Source organism: Rufibacter ruber (genome assembly GCF_001647275.1).
GTDB classification, from domain to species: Bacteria; Bacteroidota; Bacteroidia; order Cytophagales; family Hymenobacteraceae; genus Nibribacter; species Nibribacter ruber_C.
In genome coordinates this window covers 34,858-50,378 of record NZ_LRMM01000019.1, presented here as the reverse complement: position 1 = coordinate 50,378, position 15,521 = coordinate 34,858, and the positions used below count along the sequence as shown (strand labels likewise).

Annotated in this window: 13 protein-coding genes; 4 read left to right on the top strand and 9 right to left on the bottom strand. The window is 52.1% G+C overall.

The features are described 5' to 3' along the window. Positions 1-343: 343 nt before the first annotated feature. Entirely contained in the window at positions 344-1,207 is an 864-nt protein-coding gene (locus tag A8O25_RS09590; RefSeq protein ID WP_241498982.1) for a DMT family transporter, read from the bottom strand. Between the two features lie 225 nt (positions 1,208-1,432). On the opposite strand from A8O25_RS09590, the gene A8O25_RS09585 reads away from it, so the two are divergent. Next, positions 1,433-1,915, top strand: coding sequence for a regulatory protein RecX (locus tag A8O25_RS09585; protein ID WP_066834151.1), 483 nt, complete (start codon positions 1,433-1,435; stop codon positions 1,913-1,915). A gap of 356 nt (positions 1,916-2,271) precedes the next feature. On the opposite strand, the gene A8O25_RS09580 is transcribed toward A8O25_RS09585, so the two are convergent. After that, a complete protein-coding gene (locus tag A8O25_RS09580; protein WP_082893553.1) occupies positions 2,272-2,910 on the bottom strand; it encodes a DUF4230 domain-containing protein in 639 nt (212 codons plus the stop codon). A 139-nt stretch (positions 2,911-3,049) separates the two neighbouring features. On the opposite strand from A8O25_RS09580, the gene A8O25_RS09575 reads away from it, so the two are divergent. Together A8O25_RS09575 and A8O25_RS09570 are read left to right on the top strand one after the other, a co-directional pair. Beyond that, on the top strand, positions 3,050-4,186 hold the full coding sequence (locus tag A8O25_RS09575; RefSeq protein WP_066834096.1) for a hypothetical protein: 1,137 nt from the start codon (positions 3,050-3,052) through the stop codon (positions 4,184-4,186). Then, entirely contained in the window at positions 4,176-5,399 is a 1,224-nt protein-coding gene (locus A8O25_RS09570; protein ID WP_066834095.1) for a hypothetical protein, read from the top strand. The genes A8O25_RS09575 and A8O25_RS09570 overlap by 11 nt, the downstream gene beginning before the upstream one ends. Here the strand turns inward: A8O25_RS09570 and A8O25_RS09565 are convergent. The 5 genes from A8O25_RS09565 to A8O25_RS09545 form a co-directional block, all read right to left on the bottom strand. Beyond that, positions 5,394-6,311 carry a 1-aminocyclopropane-1-carboxylate deaminase/D-cysteine desulfhydrase gene (locus A8O25_RS09565; protein ID WP_066834094.1) on the bottom strand — a complete coding sequence of 306 codons (918 nt, stop codon included), beginning with the start codon at positions 6,309-6,311 and terminating at the stop codon, positions 5,394-5,396. The two genes, A8O25_RS09570 and A8O25_RS09565, sit on opposite strands and share 6 nt — an antisense overlap. Positions 6,312-6,319: 8 nt before the next feature. Continuing rightward, the gene (locus A8O25_RS09560) at positions 6,320-7,117 is read right to left on the bottom strand and encodes a cation efflux transmembrane domain-containing protein (protein ID WP_066834093.1); all 798 of its coding nucleotides are present in this window, start codon (positions 7,115-7,117) and stop codon (positions 6,320-6,322) included. Between the two features lie 113 nt (positions 7,118-7,230). After that, a complete protein-coding gene (locus tag A8O25_RS09555) occupies positions 7,231-9,648 on the bottom strand; it encodes a YfhO family protein (protein WP_066834091.1) in 2,418 nt (805 codons plus the stop codon). A 61-nt stretch (positions 9,649-9,709) separates the two neighbouring features. Next, complete coding sequence (locus A8O25_RS09550; RefSeq protein WP_066834087.1) at positions 9,710-10,012, bottom strand: DUF4834 family protein; 303 nt, start codon at positions 10,010-10,012, stop codon at positions 9,710-9,712. Next, positions 10,012-10,764 carry an FkbM family methyltransferase gene (locus A8O25_RS09545; RefSeq protein WP_153042682.1) on the bottom strand — a complete coding sequence of 251 codons (753 nt, stop codon included), beginning with the start codon at positions 10,762-10,764 and terminating at the stop codon, positions 10,012-10,014. Before A8O25_RS09545 ends, A8O25_RS09550 begins: the two co-directional genes overlap by 1 nt. A gap of 215 nt (positions 10,765-10,979) precedes the next feature. On the opposite strand from A8O25_RS09545, the gene A8O25_RS09540 reads away from it, so the two are divergent. Continuing rightward, complete coding sequence (locus tag A8O25_RS09540; RefSeq protein WP_066834147.1) at positions 10,980-12,179, top strand: serine hydrolase domain-containing protein; 1,200 nt, start codon at positions 10,980-10,982, stop codon at positions 12,177-12,179. Between the two features lie 169 nt (positions 12,180-12,348). Here the strand turns inward: A8O25_RS09540 and A8O25_RS09535 are convergent, their stop codons facing one another. Continuing rightward, positions 12,349-13,827, bottom strand: coding sequence for a glycoside hydrolase family 30 protein (locus A8O25_RS09535; RefSeq protein WP_066834085.1), 1,479 nt, complete (start codon positions 13,825-13,827; stop codon positions 12,349-12,351). A gap of 252 nt (positions 13,828-14,079) precedes the next feature. Then, complete coding sequence (locus A8O25_RS09525; RefSeq protein ID WP_082893552.1) at positions 14,080-15,516, bottom strand: glycoside hydrolase family 30 protein; 1,437 nt, start codon at positions 15,514-15,516, stop codon at positions 14,080-14,082. Positions 15,517-15,521 lie beyond the last annotated feature (5 nt).

The following is a 15,521-nucleotide window of genomic DNA, read 5'->3' as shown; positions in this document are numbered from 1 at the left end:
TGAGCCCATCTAGTTTTCTACTAGCGCCCCTTCATTCCTCTTATCTTCATCTTTCACATTTCGCCTGGCTAACTCCCTCCTTCCCCACATTTGTCCTTCTGGAAGAATCTAGTGGAAAAACTAGAAAAGCGTTTGCAGAACCGTTATTGCCGTTCGCACACAAGTTCCTTTCAGGATGACAGAGAGAGTGTAAGCTTTTTCCAGCATCTTTGGCAGCATTCTTTGCAGCGGCACAAGCGGACGCTTGCGCCATATATTGCCAACCTTACTTCACCAGTAGAAACTCCTTCACATTGCTAAAATGCGTTTCCGGCCTGTTTTTCCCAAAAGATGCCGAAAACGCCTACGCGGTTGCCTGCGCCTCCTCGCGCTGGCGCAAGGTTCTGCTGTACTGCAGGTTCAGGACCACACCCAGCAGCACCAGCGCAATGCCCAGGTACGAGTAGAGATGGAACGTCTCATTGAAAAACACGAAGCCCAGCCCCAGCGCGTACAGAATGCCAATGTAGTTGAGATGGGCCACCCGCGCCAGCTTCTCAACCTGGTAACTCCGGGTCATGAAGTACTGGCCCAGCTGCGTGAGCAAACCTATGAGAAGGAGCCAAATCCAATCTTCGGGCTGCGGCGGCACCCAGTCAAACAGGCAAAATACCAATGACAGCGGCAAAGACACCAGCGGAAAGTAGAACACAATCACCAGCGGGTGCTCGGTCTCACTCAATTTGCGCACCGAGTTATACGCCACCCCCGACAGAAACGCGCTCCCCACGCCAATGAGCAGATAATACCACGAGATGCGCGTATCTACCCCCTCAATTACCAACACCCCGGCAAACGACAGCAGGAAAAACACCCATTGCCACGGCTTCACCTGTTCTTTGGCCACGTACACGCCCAGCACCGCCGTAAAAATGGGCGCCAGATACTGAATGGTCACTGCCCCCGCCAGCGGAATATTCTGCAACGTAGTGTAGTACAGGAGGAGCGAAAAGCCGCCCGCCAGTCCGCGGGTGATGAGAATGCCTTTGCGGGTGCCCCACGGCTTCACGTTGGCCCGGCGCAGCATGCCGTAGCTCAGCGCCAACGAGATAACAGACCGGAACAGCACCACTTCCATGGGCGGCAAATGCGACAGGAACTTCACGCACACGTTCATGAGGGCGAAGAAGAACGTAGACAACAGCATGTACTGGACACCCTTGGTCATGACGGTAAGCGGTAGGTAAAATGCGGGGGCAAAGGTCGGGCTTTTTCTGGTGGGCACCGCGTTAGGTTCCGGTATTTCCTTCGGCCGTGGGCCGAAAAAGCAAACTGTTTTTGCCTACTTTTGGTTTAGAAATAGATAGTAGATGCTAGACATTAGATGTTAGGATTAACAGGATTGTTGGCATTTGTCTAGCTTCTAACATCTAGTATCTAACGCTTGAAAACCGTGTTCAGCCCGAAGAAAAAGAAGACGTATACCCCCAAAGAGGCGCTCCCCAAGATTGCCGCCTACTGCGCCTACCAGGAGCGCACGCAGAACGAGGTGCGCGCCAAGCTGCTGGACTACGGCCTGGACTTTGACGAGGCCGATGAGATTATCATTAGGCTCACGCAGGAAAAACTGCTGGACGAGGAGCGGTATGCGCAAGCCTTTGTGCGGGGCAAGTACGGGTTGAAGCGCTGGGGCCGCCGCAAAATCCACCTCGGCCTCAAGGCGAAAGGCATCTCAGACTACTGCATTAGAAAAGGCCTGCAAGAGATTGACCCGGATAAATACTGGGAGAACCTGCTGCACCTGCTGGAGAAAAAAAACGCCTCAGAAACCGAACGCAACCCGCTGGCCCGCAAACAGAAAATCCTGTACTTCCTTCAGAGCAAAGGTTATGAGCTGGACTTGATTCAGGATGCTATGCGGGAGTTGGGGGTGTAGAACCTCACCCCCAGCCCCTCTCCCACGGAGAGGGGAGTTCTGCTGGCGCGCGTCTAAAGACTCGTGCTGATAGATTTAGGTAGTCTCCAGACTACCCTCGCTGCTTTGAAGCGAATGTTACCCTTCCCTACTTTGCAAAAGCAACTTCCATGGTAGAGCAAATTGCCCGTGGCTCCCGGCTAGTCAGGAGACTCGCATCAACCTAAGTCACGAGACCGGAGCTTCGCGCCAGCTTTAGTTAGCTTAGTAAGCTAGCGCCAGAGAAATTTGCGTTTTAGGCACGTTTTAGCAAAAATATCCCTAAAACGCAAGAACAGAGCTCTCCTCTCCGTGGGAGAGGGGCTGGGGGTGAGGTCCTACCGCTTCTTAGGCACTGTAGGCGCAGCCATGGTTTCACGGGGCATGAGGTATACCTTGCGGCCGGTCATGTTTTCCAGCATGGGCTTCAGGATTTTCTCGGCGTTCACCGAAGTCTGTTTCAAGATGCCGCTGTTCAGGGCCGCCTGCTTCACGTTGGCCTCGGCGTATTTATAGCCTTCATCCACCAAATCTGCGTCTTGGAAATACGTGTTCTCTTTGCTGAAGACTTTGGATTGCGTGTGGTCAATACGGTAATAGCAAATTTCTGGCGCGGGCAGGCTCACGTGCAACACAGAGTCCCCAATGAACTGCAAATCGCTTTCCTGGAGCTTCTGCAGGTCAATGCAGCCTACGGCCTCGCCGCCTACAATTAAAGCCACTTTAGAATCGGGCAGAAAACGGGACACCTCTTTCTTGTACTCTACCACGTCTTTGAAGTTGAAGCGCACCAACTCCAGCTTGCCCATCTCCTCAATCTTAGTGAGAATGGTGTTGTGTGTCACCTCTACTTCGGGCTCCTGTTTGGGGAAAAGCAGCTCTTTGATGGGTCCCTGGCAGGCACGCCACCCAAAGAACGCCACCAGAAACAACAGCAACCATGGAATGAGCTTACGGAGGATATACAGGAATTGCATCAGGTCTAAATAAGGTTTCTTCTATATAAGCGAAAACCGTTCCGAAAGTTGCCTTTGCCTTTCTGGCATGTTTTGGCGAAAACAGGCCAGAAACGGTGGGTCTGGAAGTATTTCGTACTTTTACTGTACGGGCTGAAAAATGAAGCATAAAGAATTAGTTTGTAAAGGACTGCTGTTCATAGGCTGGCTGGCGCTGCAGGTTTTCCTGTATGACCATTTCGGGGTACGGATTGTGTATGACAGCCACCGGTTTATCAAGTTCACTACCCAGCTGGTGCAGGAACAGCCGGTGACCAACCCCCATGTGCTGCGTTATCTGGGTTATCCTATTTTTCTGTTCCCATTCTTGAAGGCTGGTTTAACTTTCCAGTGGGTAGTATTGGTACAGGCGATTTTCTCAGGAATAGCGGGCGCGTTGCTTTACAAGGCAGCTGCTGCCTTAACCCAGAATTTCCGGATAGCCACCATCGCCGCAGCGCTATTTCTCTGGAACCCAGACTTGCAGGCGTACAACTTCTATATCTTAACCGACTCGCTTTTCATTAGTTTAACTACTATTTGCCTGTGCCTTACCCTGCTCCCTAAAAGCCGCTTCCTGTGGGGAGTTTTCATGGCGGCTATTGTTTGGGCCACGCTGGTGAGGCCCAACGGATTCCTGGTCCCCGTCACGGTAGCCGTCTACTTTTTACTGGAGAAGAAGCCTTTTGCCGCCTTCAATAAATGGACAGTAGCCGCAGTAAGCCTAGTGGCAGGCGGTTTCCTGCTCTGGGTATTGGACCGGTTTCTGTTGCCTACGTTTGGCTTGATGCACACCTATGAGCGCGGCGACATCATTTTTGGGTATTATGAGATTCTGGTCAACCAATACCACCAACCGCAGATTCCTCCGGTGTCCTCTTCACGGTTACAGGAGCTGGCGTGGTTCATTACCCACAACCCCATTTATTTTTTAGCGGTGGCTCTGCTCAAAGGCTTTTTCTTTTTGATTCACGCCAAGCCTTACTATTCGCTGGGGCATAACATAGCCATTGTGGGCTTTTTGATGCCCATTTACGTTTTCGCCTGGGTTGGCTTCCGGAAGTCTGGTTTCACGAGAGCCCAGAAAGCGCTCCTGCTCATACCGGTTTTACTGCAATTAGGCATTACCATGCTTACAGTGGAAGATTGGGACGGGCGGTGGCTCTATCCGGTTTTGCCGCCTATTTTTCTTTTAGCGGCTCTTGGGGGCTGGTCGTACCTCTCCCGGTTTCTAACTTCTTCGGCCCGTGCTCAGTAACCGTTCAGACTTCTGGTTTTCCGGACAGCAACTCCGCCCGGCGGCACTTACCTTTCTGCCGTTTTTGGTTTGGGGGCTGTTGCAGGTGCTGCTGTACATCAAGTTCGGGGTGCAGGTTCCCAGAGATGCCCAGGCGCGTTTTATTCCCTATGCCCAGGAGATTGTCCAGCATTTTCAGTATGAACCGGGGTTGAACATACGGTATGCCAGCTATGCCACCCTTATGGCTGCTTTTCTAAAGGCGGGGCTCCCGTTTGGTTTTTTGATTGGGTTTCAAGTGCTGCTGTCGGGTTTGGCTCTTTATTTGGTGCAGCGCATGGTGGCCGCGTTCACCAATAGCCGACTGTGCGCAGCGGTAGCGGCACTTTTAGTGGCTTCCAGCCAGGACATGCACCAGTGGAATTTCTATATGCTCACAGAATCTGTCTTCACCAGTTCCCTCATCTTCTGCCTGGCTACGCTGGTTCTTATTAAGAACTGCGTGTATCTGTGGTTCAGCCTGCCACTGTGGCTTTTTACATGCTTTGTTAGACCCAACGGGTTTATCATAGTAGCCGCGGCGGCCGTCTACTTCTTCACTTCCTTTTACATGAAAGCGACTGCCGCGCAGCGGAGGCTCTTTTGGATTGGCGTTGGCGCAACGGGTATTGTATTACTACTGGTCATCAACCAGCTTCTGGGGCCTTTTACGTTGGTAGAAACCTATGCGCGCGGTGAGGTAATTTACGGCACGTATTATTCCCCCCTCACCCCGCCCGGCTCTTCTTTTTTTTACCGGATTACCCCGCCAGACACCTTGCAAATGCCCCCAACCCAGGCACCCGCCTTGCTAAAGCTGTTCCTCTTCTTCTGGCACAATCCTGTTTACAGCCTGAAGCTGGCGCTGGCCAAGGGGTTCACTTTCCTGATATTTGCCAAGCCGCATTTCTCTAAGCTCCACAATTTCCTCATCATCGCTACCGTATACCCCTGTTACTTATTAACCGTAATGGCGTTGCGCAGAAGAAAAAATCTTCCCATCACACTGACCTTACTCTCTGTCATTGGACTACAGACGGTCATGGTGATGTTTACCGTAGAAGATTGGGACTGCCGCTTCACCGCTCCTATTCTCCCTTTTGTTTTCATGCTGGGTGCAATGGGCATAAAAAGTATTTGGGGAGAAAAACTACCCCATTGGGACAGCATCACCACCAACGGTAATAAGCTATAGCACCGGCCACTCCAGCCTATACCGCTCCTTATACCCTTTCCAGCCTTGCTGGCCGCCGGTATGCACCGCCACGATCCTCGTTCCTTTAGGAAAGTAATCTTGTCTGATCAAATCAAACACGCCAAACAGCATCTTCCCGGTGTAAACGGGATCTAGCAGAATGCCGTGCTGAGTGTGGAAACCTTGAATAAAACCCAAGAGCTCAGGCGTATGTTTGGCGTAACCGCCGAAGTGGTAGCTTGTCTGCAGTTCCCAGTTCACATAGCGCCGGCCACTATAGGCTTGTACCAGCTCCGTTACTTCTTCTTGCAGGAAATTGCCGCCTTTCAAGGCTGGGAAACCGATCACTTGCCCCTTCCCTGCCGCGCCTGCCACAATGCCTGCCAAGGTGCCGCCCGTTCCCGCCGCTACGCAGAGCACGTCCCACGGCTCTGTCAACTCAGTCACAATTTCAGTGCAACCTTTCACGGCCAGCAAATTGGTGCCGCCTTCGGGGAGCTGGTAGGGTTTTGGGGCTGCTTTCAGGATTTCAGCCTGAAACTGGGGCTCATGGCGCAGGCGGTATTCAGAGCGGGAAAGGTAGCGCAGCTGCATGCCGCAGGCGGTGGCGTTTTGGAGCGTGGGGTTGAGCGGCAGCGTTTCCTCTCCACGTAGGTAGCCCACCGTGGCAAAGCCGAATTCCTGACCCGCGGCGGCTACGGCGGCAATGTGGTTGGAGAAAGCGCCCCCAAAGGTGACCAGGGTCTCACAGTTCTGCTCCCGCGCGGCCAAAAGGTTGTAGTTTAGTTTGCGCCATTTATTGCCAGGAATAGTGGGGTGTACCAAATCTTCGCGCAGCACCGACAGCTCTACGCCTTTCTCTGTGAGCAGCGGGTCAGAAAGCTTCTGAAGAGGAACAGTTGCAGGCACCATTTCTACGGTTATTTGGCTAGGTTTAGAATTCTGAAGGCTCCACGGGCTACCAGCAGAAACACCACTGTTCCTATCACCAAATCTGGCACCGCTGAAAGGGTGAAATACACCAGCAATCCGGCCAAAATCACCCCCAGGTTAGCAATCACATCATTAGAGGTAAAGATAAAACTGGCCCTCATGTGCGCCTCCTGGCTCTTAGACTTTTGCAAAAGGTACAGTGAAACAGAGTTCCCCAGCAGGGCAAAAAACGCAACACCCATCATTACTTTAAAATCAGGCATGGCTTCAGCGCCCAGAAACCGGCGCACCACTTCGGCAAAGCCTAGCAAGGCCAGTACCAACTGAAAATAGCCGCTCAGCCGGGCAATGCTTTTTTTACGGACTGTAGTACCGCCTACTGCCCAAAGGCTTAAACCATATACCAGGGCATCTGCCAGCATGTCCAGAGAATCTGCCACCAAGCCCATAGAATGAGCCAGAAAGCCGGCAGTCATTTCTATCACGAAGAAAGCGGCATTGATACTGAGCACCAGCCACAGCAATTTCTGTTCTCCTTCTGGCACGGGGGCCGGTGGGGTTGGTTCAGCAGAAAGCTCAGTGTGGAGCAACCGGGCTCCCAGCCCTAAAGATGACAGGTCCTTAGTAATGGGAGCCACCTCAGAGGTGTGCCAAACGGTCAGTTCCCGCTTAGGTAAATCAAACTCCAACAGTTTGACAGAAGGGTGCCCGTCCAGCTTCATTCTCACCATCTGCTCCTCTGCGGCGCAGTCCATTTGCGCTACGTGAAAGGTTGATTTCTGCATACCCGTTCTATGGTTAGTCGTCTCCTGATACCGCTAAAACCGTAAAAGAAAATTGCCTTTTCGCCTGTTTTTCTGAAAACAGGCCGAAAACGGCAGCTTATATCAACGTAAAATTAAACCGTCTCCCGCTTCCGCCGGAAGCCGTACACCACAGCTCCCAACACACCCGCCAGAACCAGCAGCGAAGAGATCAAAGCGACAGTGTTGCCTAACTCATACTCTTCGGGCTCAAACTTGAACTCAATGGTGTGCTGACCAGCGGGCACCTGCATGGCGCGCAGGATGTAGTTGGCTCTGAAATGGTCTACCGGTTTGCCGTCTAAGAATGCTTGCCAGCCGTCTTTGTAGTAAATCTCAGAGAAAACCACCACACCTGGCTGTGCGGCATTGGCGGTGTACTTGAGGTAGTTGGGCTCATACTGCACCAGTTGGATGGTGGAACCAGTGGCAGGATAGTTACCGGCTTTCACGGTCGGGAATTTAGAGACGTCAACAATGGCCTCGGTAGCGGCATGGAACGTTTTCAGGCCCGTTAGTTCTTCGTCTGGCGAGTTCACCGCCCGCACTTCCTGAATAAACCAGGCGTTGCCCAGATAGCCCGGAATGATCTGCACCGGCTGCTCCGGGTTTCCGGTGATGGCGTACTTGGCATTGAGCATGTTCAGCACCTGCATGTTGCCCTGGGCGATGTGGTTCTCAATCACGTCTTGGTAGCGGCGAAGCTTCGCCCCGTGGTACCCGCCAATGGACTTGTGGAAATACGAAGCGCGGGCATCATTGAACGGGTTCTGCACATCATAGACACGGTAGCTCAGGCTGGTATCTTGCAAAATGGCCTGATCAGCGGGCGTAGGTGCTAACGTAGCTTGGGTATAGTCTTTCTGGAAGTCATTGTTGTTGAGGTAGCGCTTGTCAACGGTCCAGAGGTCAATCAGGATCAGGAGCCCAATGGCGGCGGTGGCGGTGAAGGAGGTCAGCTTCTGCTTGGTGTACAGGTACAGCGCACCAGCCGCCAACAAGATGAAGATCAATGACCGGAGCGCATCTCCGCGTAGCATAGCCTCCCGGTCGGCCCTGATAGCTTCAATAGGATATTGGTACTGGATCAGCTGCTCGTCTACCGGAGCGGTAAAATCAAAGGTACCTGCCAGCAAGATAAACAGCGCACAGAGGCCACCCGTTACGGCTCCTGCTATGGTAATCTTCTTTTGCAGGTTCTCAATTACTTCGCCTTGCAGCACGCGGCACAGGGCAATAATGGCCAGAAGCACCATGGTTACCTGCGCAATCACCAACGCCATGCTCACCGCCCTGAACTTGTTGTAGCCCGGGAAGTAGTCAAACATGAAGTAGTTGAAGGCTTCAAAGTTCTTCCCCCAGCTCAGCAGCAGAGACAAGATGGTGGCACTCAGCAGCCAGATCCAGATGCGGCGCGGCGTCACCAGCAAGCCCAATACAAACAGGAAGCAGATGATAGCCCCCATGTACACCGGCCCACCCACAAACGACTGGTCACCCCAGTAGAACGGCATGGTGGCGGTTTGCAACTGCGCCGGAGAAACCCCAGCCCGCACCAGCGCCTCATAGGTCTCAGAACCTTTCTCTACCGGCCCCTGGCTGGCCCCGCCGTAGAAATGCGGAATAAGCAGGGTCATGCTTTCGCCGATGCCGTAGCTCCACTGGAACGCGTAGTCACGATCCAAACCGGAACCAATCTCTGCGGCATCTTTGCCCTGCGTTAATTCAGAGGCACCCCTGATAGAATATTTGCCGTACTCGGCGGTGGTGTAGATTCGCCCAAAGCTTACGCCTGCCGCCAAGGCAGCGCCCACCGCTAAGATCACCGTGCGCTTCAGAAAATCTGCGATTCGGCCTTCTTTGGCCCACATCACCAGCTCTACAATCCCGAAGACAAGCACAATCATGAGCAGGTAATAGGTGATCTGCAGGTGGTTCATTCTGATGTGCATGGTCAACCCGAACATGAACAGGGCGGCTCCCAGCCAGATATTCTTGCGGTACGCATACCACAGCCCGCCCAATACCAGCGGCAGATAGGCAATGGCCAGTGATTTGGTGTTATGCCCCGCCTCCAGAATGGCGAAGTTGTACGACACAAACGCGTACGCGATAGCGCCCACCGCCGATAACATCGGCCGCAGGCCGAAAAGCAGGAACATGAGGTAGGCGCACACCAGCGTGATGAAGATATTTGAGGCCACCAGCGGCAAACCGGCAGTGAAGAGGTCATGCACAAACCGGAACAGGTCACCCGAGAACTGCACGCTAATCAGGTACGCGGGCATTCCGCTGAACATGGCGTTGGTCCAGAGGGCTTCTTCACCGGTTTTGGCGCGGTAGTCAGCTATTTCTTTGGCGCCGCCCTGAAACTGCACCACGTCATGCTGCATGAGGCTTTTGCCGTCAAAGAAAATGGGGGAGAAATACGCTACTACCAGCAGCAGGAAAAACAGAAGCACCAGCAGGTGCGGCAACACGTGGCGGTTGAAATCAATTTTTGAGGTGGCCATGGCGACTTGATTGCAATAAAAAGCCCGATGCGGTGGGCATCGGGGTAGAAAGATACTCAGTTTATTTCACTTCTTCATAATCTACGTACTCGCCGCCGGGGAAGTCTTTGCGCGGCCGCTGCTCCTCGGGCACATACTCTACCTTGAGTTTACCACCCCCGCCGCCAGAAGACGAGGAAGCCGTGCGGGTCTGCCCCTGCTGCGGTCGGTGCTGCTGGTAGGTCTGTTGCTGCGCTTGGTAGGTGTATTGCTGGGCCTTGCGCATCTGTTTCTGCACAAACATCTTGAGTAAGAACCTGATGATGTACGGCATTAAATACCGCAGCAGAAACATGATGGCCAAGATGATGAGAATGGTCTTCACTAGGCAATTGGGTTTGGTTTGAAATAAAAGTCGCCGCCCTGGTAGCTGTCTAGTTCATAGGGCGCACAGGGAGATAACGTCTGTTTGGGGCTTAACGTGTACACGCCGTAGCCTAAAGCGGTTAAAATCTCCACCACTTGGCGGCGGTTCTCTGAGCCGTTCAGCTCTGTTTGAATCAACGGCCGGTGCTTCTTTATAGTTTCCTGCAGGTGCGTGAACACTTGGTACTCATAGCCTTCTACATCACATTTAATGAAATCCAGCCGCTCCAGCTCTGCGAACAGCTCATCTGGCACGCGCATTTCTACCTGATAGGTCTGGGCATATTCTTCCTGCGCCGAGTTGGCGATTTTGGTCATGCCGTGGTGCAGCAGCCCGTTGCGCAGGGGCGTGCCCATCTCAATGGTGGTGTTCTCGCCGCCCAGCGCGTAGGGCAGCAGCGTGAGGTTGTCAACCCCGCTGGCCCGCACATTTTCAGCCCAGATACGCCCAAACAGCGGCACCGGCTCCACGGCCAGCACTTTGCCCGTAGGCCCCGACAGCTTGGAGAGGAAGGTGGAGTAGTAGCCCAGGTTGGCGCCAATGTCTAAGCACGTAAAGCCCGGCCTAATGATTCTGCGCAGGAAGAACAGCTCTGGGTATTTCTCCCGGCCCCGACCCGCGCCCACCATAATCAGGTACATGCGGCTCACCAGTCGTAGGTAGCTCTCAAACCCGAGCGCCTTCACCAATAGTTTACGAAGTACTTTCACAGGGTAAAGTTCAGGAATCTGAGGGGAGAAAACAAAAGGTGTGTTTTGGGGCAGTTTTAGGGAAAACAGGCGGGAAACGGGTCTTTAACCATCAAAAGCTCATCTTTCCCCTGACTTATTAAAATTCACACACGACTTTTCTACCATTCTTTCCCTCAAAATAAAGTTGGCGTCTTATCTTTATAGTTTGGTAATTGGTGTTGTTGATGTCCCGTATGACTTTCCCCAGCGTAAAATTCATTCTATTCCTTACTATTCTTGTCGGTTTACTCTCTTCTTGCCAGAAGGCCGAAGACAAAAGCTACCGCTGGGACGATGACACCAAGGAAGAAACCGTAGTACCGGCGTGGTTCACCCAAGACAGCGCCCAGAAACTGACCCGGCACCTGGATTCGGTGTTCACCAAATACAAAATGAAGCGCGGGTTCAACGGTACGGTGCTGGTGACCAAGTATGACCAGGTGGTCTACAAAAAAGCCTTCGGCCTGGCCGATTTTTACAAACGTGATTCCAACACGGTAGAAACGGCGTTTCAGCTGGCTTCGGTGTCTAAGCAGTTCACGGCGGTGGCCATCATGATGCTGAAAGACCAGGGCAAGTTGCAGTATGAGGACAGCGTGCAGCAATACATTCCCGAGTTTCCGTACCACGGTATTACCATCCGGCAGTTGCTCACCCACCAGAGCGGCCTTTCTAATTACACCTATTTTGCAGATAAGCTCTGGCCAGACCGCAAGCAGAACCTCACCAACCAGGACGTGGTCAACCTCATGGTCACGCACCAGCCCAAGCCGTACTACAAGCCCAACACCCGCTTTGACTACAGCAACACCGGCTACAGTTTGCTGGCCACCATTGTAGAGAAAGTATCGGGGGTGCCGTTTGCCACGTTTCTTCGCAAACAAATTTTTGAGCCGCTGGAGATGAAACACACCTTCACCTACAGCCCAGACGTAGCCACCCTTACCGGTAAAATTGCCACCGGCCACACCCGCAACCGCCAAAAGCGCACCACTGATTACCTGGACACCGTACTGGGCGACAAAGGCATTTTCTCTACCGTTGACGATTTATACAAATGGGACCAGGCGCTCTACACCCAGAAACTGGTGAAACGGGAAACCCTGCAGGAAGCTTTCACCGGTTCCCGGCCCAGCAAGAAAAATGAGGAAGACTACGGCTTCGGGTGGCGTATCAAGCCGTTGCCTAATGGTGACACCGCGGTGTACCACGGCGGGCTATGGCATGGCTTTTCCACGTACTTTCTTCGCAACCCCAAAGACCACAGTGCGCTTATTGTGCTCAGCAACTTGCCTAATGGAAGCTTGAATTACCTGGAGGAGATCAGGCAGGTGCTGTACCCAGCCTCTGACAGCGCTGCCAAGAGCAGCAAGCAAAGAATAGCCAGGCGATAAAAGGTGTTTAGTAAGGTTGTGCAGAGACAAGGTGGTGCTTTGTCTCTGCACAACCTTACTAAACCACTGCTTTCTTCACCGCGGGAGCCACTACCGTCCTGAGCAACTTATGGCCGCATGACCTACGCGTGCAGCTGGGTGCCTACGCTGATGGGCAGCAGCCCCTTCTTTACAGCACTAGCGTAGCAATTGAGTGCGGCAGACTGGTAGCATCTGCGGCCTTGCCGTTGATCCAGAGTTTGTACGGCAACTTTTTATCTGTGGTATTCAATACCACCACGGCCACCTTTCCGTCTGGATTCAGGAAAGCGGTAGTTTGTAAGGCATCACGGTTAGAGGAACTGATGATACGTTTAGCACCTGGCTTCACAAACTTAGAGAAGTGCCCCAAGTAGTAGTAACTGTTGGTGTAGTACACTTTGCCATTACGCGTATCAGCGTGAATGGGCGCGAAGCAGAAGTTACCCACGTGGTTAGGACCGCCCTTCTCATCTAGGACCATGTTCCAGTCAGTCCAGGCTACGGTTCCGGCGTTGAAGTCATTGACCATTGAATAGCCATACCGCTCACCCAACGACCAATCATTGATACGGTTGAAATCAAATTTCTCAATACAGCCCTCGGTAAAAATCAGGTTAGTTTCAGGGAAGGTTTCTTTCACTTTGCGTAGGTTGTCAAAAAGCATGTCGCTGCCGGTCCAGGTTTCATACCAGTGGTAGCCAATGCCCCACACGTATTTAGCCGCCTCCGGATCATTTAACACGGTGCTGGCTCTTTGGTAGATCAGGTCACGGTTATGATCCCAGGCAATCAGTTTCTTGTCTTTCATGCCGTTTTTGTAAAGAGTTGGCCCAAGAAAATTTTTGATAAAGTCGCGCTCTTCCTCCGCAGTAAAAATACATGACTCCCACGTCTGTTTGGCCATGGGCTCGTTCTGCACCGTCAAGCCCCAAATAGGAATACCCGCTTTCTCATAAGCGTTCACAAATTTCACAAAATAATCAGCCCAGGGCTGGCGGTACTCAGGCAGCAGTTTACCACCACGCAGCATGGTTTTGGTGTCTTTCATGAAAGCAGGTGGGCTCCAGGGGCTGGCGTATGTAGTGAGCTTGCCGCCAGCGGCAGCAATGGCCTGCTTAATGAACGGGATACGGAATTGCTCGTCATGCCGTACACTAAAAGTTTTCAGCTCTTTATCATTCTCCTCAATGTAGGTGTAGGAACCAGTGGCAAAGTCACTGCTGTGAATAGTGGTTCTGGCTAGCGTGTACCCTATCCCGGCGGTGGGATCATAATAGGCTTTCAGAATTTCCTGCTGCTTCTCCTTTGGCATTTTGGCAACAGTTTCAGCCGTGGCATCAGTGATGGCACCACCAATCCCCACCATGGTCTGGAAGGTCTTGGCAGGGTCTACAAACACGCATACCTGCGTCTCCAGCGGTTGTCCAAAGTCTTTAAACTGTAGAGTCTCTGTTTGCGTCAGACGATGATCAGTGTTCTGAGCTGTCGTGTAAACCGTGACCTGCTTATTACCTAACTTGAAGTCTGTGTTACTGGTTTGGCTTTGAGTGGTCTTGGTTTGGGAGCAGGAAAAGGTTATACCCACCGCAAAAAGGGCAATGGCTGAAAAATAAAGTGATTTTGTCATTTGAGTCGTTCGTTTAGTATAAAATAAGAAGCTGTTTAGAGTTTTGATAGAAAGGCATTTGGTCAAGATTCTAGTTTCTGTTTTCGGCTTATTTTTCAAAAAACAGGCCGAAAACAGAAACTACAGGCTGGTGAAAAACCTTACCCGGCAGCCTTTGCCTGCCGGTTTCAAAAACTCTAAACAGCTTCTAAGTATGGCCACAAATAGTAACCAACACAATGAAAATTTTCTCGGCTGAAACCATTTTGATACTTACCAGACATACGTTCCTACAGCCCCCCCTTGTAAAGTGGCTACAGCAGTTTTGCCTTGGTGTCTTATATGAAAACTTTGAGAGCTCCCCCCATTGTTTAACACAATCACCACATGCTGCCCGGCAGGTGTCAGAAATGCCACATTGGGCAAACCTTCCGGAGTGTTAGACGCAATTCTTACCGAGCCCGGCCGTACAAACTTAGCTGCATGCGCAATGATGTAGTAGGCTGGGTTCCTGACCACCTGATCTCCACTAATAGTAAGGGCACCTAGACACTGGTTGCAACCGCCGGGAGTAAAAGGTTTTTGCTCCGAGTCAGCGGCTAAGTTCCACTCCAGTACGTTGCGCGCCCAGTTACGAGGCGCCCCAATAATGAGTTCGCGTACGTGCCATTTTAAATCTTCTGGAAAGTTACCGGGTGCACCAATCCACTGCTCAGTAAAGTAGACGTTCTTGTCTGGGTGGGCGTTGTGCACCTCAGACATGGTTTCAATCTTCCCGCCGTACAGGTGAAAGGCAGACCCGTCAATGTACTGTTTAGCCTCTGGGTCATTTAAGATGCTGATAGGGTAGTCTGGCCGATCAAGGTTATGGTCATAGATCAGGATTTTAGTGTTGAGGTTGGCGGCTTTGAAGGCTGGCCCCAGGTGGTTCTTTACAAAATTTGCCTGATCCTGCGGCAGCATTAATAGACTGGGATTGTTGCCAGGGTGCAGCGGTTCGTTCTGTACCGTGATGGCGTCAATGATAATACCCTCAGCGGCCATGGCCTGAATGTATTTCACAAAATACTTGGCGTAGGCACCGTACCACTCTGGCTTGAGGCTACCACCTTTAGAGTTGCCGTTGGTTTTCATCCAGGTAGGCGGCGACCAGGGCGAACCCAATATTTTGATATTGGGGTTGATGGTCAGTATCTCTTTTAGCACCGGGAGCAAAAACTGACGGTCTGGTTCCAAGCTGAACCTCTCCATATTAGGATCTGTCTGGCCCTCTGGCAAATCATTGTAAGAGAAAACAGTCTCATCCAGGTCAGAGGCGCCAATGCTCACCCGCAGATAGCTCACTCCAATGCTGTTGCCTTCAGTTGAGAAAAGCTCTTTCAATAAAGCTGCCCGTGCCGTAGCACCCATGTTGTGCAGATGGTATGCACTGCCGCCCGTCAAGGTATAACCGAAGCCGTCAATGGTTTGATACGTTTGGGTATCCTCTACTACAATAACTGCATTCTGTGTTTGCTCAGGCTTGCCGAAAGGCAACGCTGTTGGTTGTTTTTGAAAGAGGGCTGATTTGTCTGGGGTAGTCAACCATACTTCCGCGCTAGCAGACTGGGAAGCGGTATTTGTCTTGGAACTGCTGCAGCCAAGCAGGCTACCCATCAAGAGCACCACGCCCGCCTTGCATAGCCAACTTTTATGGAAAAGGAATTTCATTTTTA

Coding starts and splice junctions, on each gene's coding strand:
- A8O25_RS09590 (WP_241498982.1), bottom strand. CDS start 1,207: ATGACCAAGGGTGTCCAGTACATGCTGTTGTCTACGTTCTTCTTCGCC.
- A8O25_RS09555 (WP_066834091.1), bottom strand. CDS start 9,648: ATGGCCACCTCAAAAATTGATTTCAACCGCCACGTGTTGCCGCACCTG.
- A8O25_RS09565 (WP_066834094.1), bottom strand. CDS start 6,311: ATGGTGCCTGCAACTGTTCCTCTTCAGAAGCTTTCTGACCCGCTGCTC.
- A8O25_RS09580 (WP_082893553.1), bottom strand. CDS start 2,910: ATGCAATTCCTGTATATCCTCCGTAAGCTCATTCCATGGTTGCTGTTG.
- A8O25_RS09525 (WP_082893552.1), bottom strand. CDS start 15,516: ATGAAATTCCTTTTCCATAAAAGTTGGCTATGCAAGGCGGGCGTGGTG.
- A8O25_RS09575 (WP_066834096.1), top strand. CDS start 3,050: ATGAAGCATAAAGAATTAGTTTGTAAAGGACTGCTGTTCATAGGCTGG.
- A8O25_RS09535 (WP_066834085.1), bottom strand. CDS start 13,827: ATGACAAAATCACTTTATTTTTCAGCCATTGCCCTTTTTGCGGTGGGT.
- A8O25_RS09540 (WP_066834147.1), top strand. CDS start 10,980: ATGACTTTCCCCAGCGTAAAATTCATTCTATTCCTTACTATTCTTGTC.
- A8O25_RS09560 (WP_066834093.1), bottom strand. CDS start 7,117: ATGCAGAAATCAACCTTTCACGTAGCGCAAATGGACTGCGCCGCAGAG.